Annotated in this window: 4 protein-coding genes; 2 read left to right on the top strand and 2 right to left on the bottom strand. The window is 67.4% G+C overall.

The window, feature by feature from the left end:
• Window positions 1-443: 443 nt before the first annotated feature.
• Complete coding sequence (locus tag L6Q67_RS23120) at window positions 444-1,412, top strand: IS110 family transposase (RefSeq protein WP_296575729.1); 969 nt, start codon at window positions 444-446, stop codon at window positions 1,410-1,412.
• A gap of 47 nt (window positions 1,413-1,459) precedes the next feature.
• On the opposite strand, the gene rsgA is transcribed toward L6Q67_RS23120, so the two are convergent.
• Together rsgA and L6Q67_RS23110 are read right to left on the bottom strand one after the other, a co-directional pair.
• The gene (gene rsgA / locus L6Q67_RS23115) at window positions 1,460-2,353 is read right to left on the bottom strand and encodes a ribosome small subunit-dependent GTPase A (protein ID WP_296575726.1); all 894 of its coding nucleotides are present in this window, start codon (window positions 2,351-2,353) and stop codon (window positions 1,460-1,462) included.
• Window positions 2,350-3,600 carry a M48 family metallopeptidase gene (locus tag L6Q67_RS23110; protein WP_296575723.1) on the bottom strand — a complete coding sequence of 417 codons (1,251 nt, stop codon included), beginning with the start codon at window positions 3,598-3,600 and terminating at the stop codon, window positions 2,350-2,352. Before L6Q67_RS23110 ends, rsgA begins: the two co-directional genes overlap by 4 nt.
• 120 nt (window positions 3,601-3,720) lie before the next feature.
• Here L6Q67_RS23110 and orn point away from each other — a divergent pair.
• Window positions 3,721-3,991: oligoribonuclease (gene orn / locus L6Q67_RS23105; RefSeq protein WP_296575720.1), on the top strand; the 271-nt coding region annotated here is incomplete at its 3' end.

Here is a 3,991-nt window from a genome sequence, read left to right as displayed (position 1 = left end):
TCCTTTCGAGGATTACGTTATGCCTCAAACACAAAAATTCTGACAGGCTCATTCAAGGGGGTGAAGAAGGAATTCAGGCGAGTGAAGAAGGAATTCACAGGCGTGTAGAAGGACTCCACGGCCATGCGGAGGGATCGCAGGGGCGGAGGCTGTGATGTGTCGGGGGGGTGTCGGGTTACGCTGCGCTAACCCGACCTTGTATTGTGTTGATGTGCAGAACCGATCGTTTTTCCGGTCGCCCCGCGCGACGGCGGAAATCGGGACCGCATACCTGGGGGGCACCCCAGGTTGAGCGGCTGGATGCCGTACCCGACCTGGGGCCGCGCGCCCGCATGGTAGATCCTGCAGCAGCCGCTCACCCTCACATAAAAGATCGGACAGTATCTTTGGCCCGGCTTGCCGGCAGCCCGCATTCACAAGGTTGATCGAAAGAGGACACACTCATGCATCCGCTTCAACTTGGCATCGATGTCGCCAAGGCAAAGCTCGACTGCGCCCTGCGCCTCACGAGCGGCAAGTTCCGCCACAAAGTCGTCGACAACACCCCGGCCGGTTTCAAGGCCCTGGACGATTGGCTCGTCAAGGAAGGGGCTACGGCGCTCCATGTCTGCATGGAAGCCACCGGCACCTACTGGGAGGCGGTCGCTGAGCATCTGGCCGAGCGCCCCGCAGCAACGGTGAGTGTCATCAATCCGGCCCAGATCAAGGCGTTTGGTGCCTCCCAGATGGTGCGCACCAAGACCGACAAGGTCGACGCGAAGCTGATCGCCCAGTTCTGTGCCGAGCGCACGCCCGAGCCCTGGCAGGCCCCTACGCCCGCCGAGAAGACCCTGCGCGCCCTGGTGCTGCGCCTCGATGCGCTGCAGACCATGCGAATCCAGGAGTCCAACCGCCTCGAGGTGGCCCGCGAGAGCGTCGCCGAGGGCATCGCCAAACACCTCACGTGGCTCGACGACGAGATCGCCCGGCTCAGCAAGGCTATCCGAGATCACATCGACAACGACCCGACGCTGCGTGACAAGCACCGGCTGCTCGACTCGATCCCCGGCCTGGGGGAGCGCACCACCGCCGTGCTGCTCGCCTTTCTTGCCGAACCTGCACGCTTTGGGAACGCGCGTCAGGCGGTCGCCTTCGCCGGCCTCGACCCGCGCCAGCATGAGTCGGGCAGCAGCGTGCGCGGCAAGCCCCGGCTCTCCAAGGTCGGCCACAGCTTCCTGCGCAAGGCCCTCTACATGCCGGCCATGGTGGCGCTATACCGCACCGACTGGGGCAAGCTCTTCCGCGAACGCCTGGCCGCCCGGGGCAAGCCCCCGATGCTCATCATCGGCGCCATGATGCGCAAGCTCGTCCAGGTCAGCTACGGCGTGCTCAAGTCGGGACAGACCTTCCAGCCAGAGCTCCACGGGGTTTGACTTGGATAACAGTATCTACTGACTTCCGCGGGTGCGCAAGCGACGCCTCACCACCCCTGGGCCTGGCGCCGGGCCTGCTCGCATTCGTTGCGGAACATCAGAAACTGGCGCAGGCGGCGCGGGTCGATGGCGCCGCTCTCGGCGGCGGCCTGTAGCGCGCAGCCGGGCTCGGCATCGTGGCGGCAGTCGCGGAAGCGGCACTGGCCCACGTAGGGCCGGAACTCCCGGAAGCTCGCCTCCAGCGCCTCGGCGTCGAGGTGGGCGAGGCCGAAGGTCTGCATCCCCGGGCTGTCGATGATGCCGCCGCCCTCCGGCAGCGGGTAGAGCCGCGCGAAGGTGGTGGTGTGCTTGCCGGTGTCCAGCACTTCCGAGATCTCCCGGGTCTGGGCCCGGGCTTCGGGGATCAGGGCGTTGGTGAGCGTCGACTTGCCCATCCCCGACTGCCCGACCAGCAGGCTGGTTTCGCCCACCAGGCGTTCGCGCAGGGCATCCACATCGCCCAGCGCCGACAGCTCGAGGATCGGGTAGCCCAGCGCCGCAAACGGTGCCAGCAGGGCGCGGCTGGTGGCCAGCCCGGCTTCGATGTCGGCCTTGTTGAGCACGATCAGCGTTTTCAGGTGCTGGCTCTCGGCGGCGCACAGGCAGCGCGACAGGAACTCGTCCGAGAAGCTCGGCTCGGTGGCCACCACCAGTACAACCTGGGTGGCGTTGGCGGCGATCAGCTTCTGGCGCCAGGCGTCCGAGCGGTAGAGCAGGCTGCTGCGCTCCTCCAGCTTGTCGATGACGCCCTGGCCGGGGCCGGTGACGGCCACCTTCACCCGGTCGCCGCAGGCGAACACGCTCTTCTTGCCGCGGGGCACGCACAGCAAAATCTCGCCGGCGGCGGTGCGCACTTCGTATTGGCGCCCGAAGGCGGCGATCAGGGTTCCATCGAGTTTCATCGGGCTGCCTGCAGGCGCGCGATGCGGATCGCGGCGGGGGGGTGGGAATCGTAGATGCTCGAATACAGCGGGTCGGGCGTGAGCGTGGAGGCGTTGTCGCGGTACAGCTTGACCAGCGCGCTCACCAGGTCGGCGGCCGGAGCCTGGCGGGCCGCGTAGGCGTCGGCCTCGAACTCGTGGCGGCGCGACCAGCGGCTCATCAGCGGGGTGAGCGGAAAGGTGAACACCGGCAGCACCAGCGCAAACAGCAGCAGGGTGGCGGCGGTGCCCTGGCTGGCCAGCCCCAGGCCCTCGAAGAACCACGCCTGGCCGGCCAGGTGGCCGAGCAGCGCAAAGAAGCCCAGGCTGCCGGCGCCGATCACCGCCAGGCGCTTCCACAGGTGGTGATGGTGGTAGTGGCCGAGCTCGTGGGCCAGCACCGCCTCGACTTCCTGCGGGTCGAGCTTGGCCAGCAGGGTGTCGAAGAAGACGATCCGCTTGCTGGCGCCGAAGCCGGTGAAATACGCATTGCCGTGGGCCGAGCGCTTCGAGCCATCCATCACGAAGAGGCCCGACAGGCGGAAGCCGCAGCGCGTCAGCAGGGCCTCGATGCGCGCCTTCAGCGGGCCGTCCTCGAGGGGCTGGAACTTGTTGAAGAGCGGCGCGATGAAGGTGGGGTACACCAGCATCACCAGCAGGTTGAAGCCCAGCCAGAAGGCCCACACATACAGCCACCACAGGCCGCCCATTGCCGCCATCAGCCACAACACGAAGGCGATCAGCGGCAGCCCGATGAGGGCCGCCAGTGCCACGCCCTTCACGGTGTCGGCCACGAAGAGGCCCGGGGTGAGGCGGTTGAAGCCGAAGCGGGCCTCCAGCCCGAAGCTGCGGTAAATCCCGAGGGGCAGATCCACCAGCCAGCTCACCACGCCCACCGCGCTCACGAAGGCCACCCCGTGGGCGATGCTGCCCGGCTCGACGAAGCGGGCGCACAGGTCGTGCAGCGCCTGCAGCCCGCCGCCCAGCGTGAGGGCCAGCAGCAGCGCGGCGGAAAGCACGGTGTCGACCATGCCCAGGCGTACCCGCGCCACCGTGTAGTCGGCGGCCTTTTGATGGGCCTCCAGGCCGATCGTGGCGGCGAAGGCGGCGGGCACCGTGGCCCGGTGGGCAGCCACGTGGGCGGCCTGGCGCCGGGCCAGCCACAGGCGGCACACCAGGCCGACGCCCAGGGCGACGAGGAACAGGGCGGAGAAGCTGCTGGAAGTCATGGGCTGGAGCAGAGGGGGGAAAACGGGGGAGGGCGCGTCGATTGCGCTGCCGATGCAGGGCAGGCAGCCGCCCGGAGGGCGTAGAATCGCGCCTTCACCGAAAATCGATCGGACCAAATTATGGCACAGGACCAGAATCACCTCATCTGGCTGGACATGGAAATGACCGGCCTCAACCCCGACAGCGACCGCATCATCGAGATGGCGATGGTCGTCACCAACAGCCAGCTCGACGTGATCGCCGAAGGCCCGGTGATCGCCGTGCACCAGCCCGACGCGGTGCTCGACGCGATGGACGAGTGGAACAAGAACACCCACGGCCGCTCCGGCCTGATCGAGCGGGTCAAGGCCTCGACCATCGACGAAGCCGCCGCCGAGGCGCTCTACCTCG

Source organism: Zoogloea sp., assembly GCF_023150065.1.
Classification (GTDB): domain Bacteria; phylum Pseudomonadota; class Gammaproteobacteria; order Burkholderiales; family Rhodocyclaceae; genus Zoogloea.
This window is presented reverse-complemented; position numbering and strand designations above follow the sequence as displayed.